This window comes from Methanospirillum sp., assembly GCF_035406105.1.
Classification (GTDB): Archaea; Halobacteriota; Methanomicrobia; order Methanomicrobiales; family Methanospirillaceae; genus Methanospirillum.
In genome coordinates this window covers 1-1,509 of record NZ_DAONKG010000349.1, presented here as the reverse complement: position 1 = coordinate 1,509, position 1,509 = coordinate 1, and the positions used below count along the sequence as shown (strand labels likewise).

Sequence of the window (1,509 nt, the reverse complement as noted above, 5' to 3'; positions counted from 1 at the left end):
TGAGCCAGGCCCATGGCACATGACTCACAGCCACCCTCATGAGGAGGCCCTAGGCCCTCACACCAACCAGCCCGGGCCTATCCGGTTTCCGGTACCAATTACCCGCACAGGGAAAAGAACCTGACTATTTTTTTAGTTAATACCTGCATGATCAGCAGGGCAAGAGAGATGAATATGCCGATAATAACAAGAATCCATACCAGAATTCGAACGGAAAAAACCTTTTCTGGTTCATTTCAGATATAAGCGCATCCTGTGTATTGTCAATCCATTAGTACACTCCAATAATCTGCTTATCCCTGCGAGTGATACTCTGGATGGATGCCTTTTCTATGAACACATTCATCAGTTCCGTTTATGGGAGGATTTAAGTTCTTCCCTGTGAAATATGGACGCTGATATGGCCGTAGATCCGGATGAGAGCCGGTTCGATGAAGGGATATCGCTAATTAAAGCGGGAAAGATCGAAGAAGCGATTGATATCTTTTCAGAACTGGTAGAGAGGAATGATCGGAATCATAAAGCCTGGAATGCATATGGGGTGGCTTTATCCCAGACCATTCATAAAGAGAGTGCGATTCATTGTTTTGAAAATGCTCTCCGGCTCGATCCTGATAATAAAATATATCAGCGGAACCTTGACCGAATTAAAAAACCCACAGAAAAGAAAGGGATACGAAAGAAAGCGGAACTGACTCCGCAAAAAAAGAGCAGGGCATGGGGTTTTGGTGTTGTCATTCTGGTTCTTCTGGTGGGTATTATCGGAATATTCGCATCTGGTCTGATACCTGGTTTTTCAGTATCTGATGGCATTTCAGGGATTCTTCCCGGACAGGAGAAGGCACATGACATACCGGAAGGTACACCTGTTCCAAAAGTCACCCCCGAGGTTACGTCAGAGCCAACCCCGGAGATGACACCTGTTCCAACTCCTACAATTCCCCCCAAACCAGAAACCGTCTTTTATTTCTTTGACGTCAGCCAGGGTGATGCAGCACTCGTTCAGAGTGAGGGAAAAAACATGCTTATTGATGCTGGGCCGGTGAGTTCCGGTCCACGCCTTGTCGAATACCTGAATCAGCTGAATGTGACAACTCTTGATTATGTTGTTGCCTCCCATCCCTATGATGACCACATCGGTGGAATGGTTGATGTACTCAAAGCTTTTGAGGTACAGACGTATGTCGATAATGGCATGACATACTCATCAGACCTGTATGAAAAGGTGATCAATGCCGTCATATCAGACCAGGCGGTCAGGATGATCGTTACTGCCGGCATGAATATTCCCTTTACCAATACCACAACGGTTGATGTGATCGGACCATACCGGCTGACCGGCCACCAGGATGCAGACTCGCTGGTCCTTCGTGTATCCATGAAGAATGTCTCTGTTGTCTTCCCTGGTGATTCATCAGAGGTCAGGGGACCTGCAACTATCTTAAAACTTCCTGATCATGGTTCGGATGCAGGTATCGGACCAATTATGAATACAAGGCCAAAAGCGGT

The 1,509-nt window shown here is 46.5% G+C and carries 1 protein-coding gene; it reads left to right on the top strand.

The window, feature by feature from the left end; genetic code table 11:
* Window positions 1-400: 400 nt before the first annotated feature.
* Window positions 401-1,509, top strand: a 1,109-nt coding sequence (locus tag PLA23_RS13355) for an MBL fold metallo-hydrolase (protein WP_324475527.1), incomplete at its 3' end; no start/stop codon positions are given.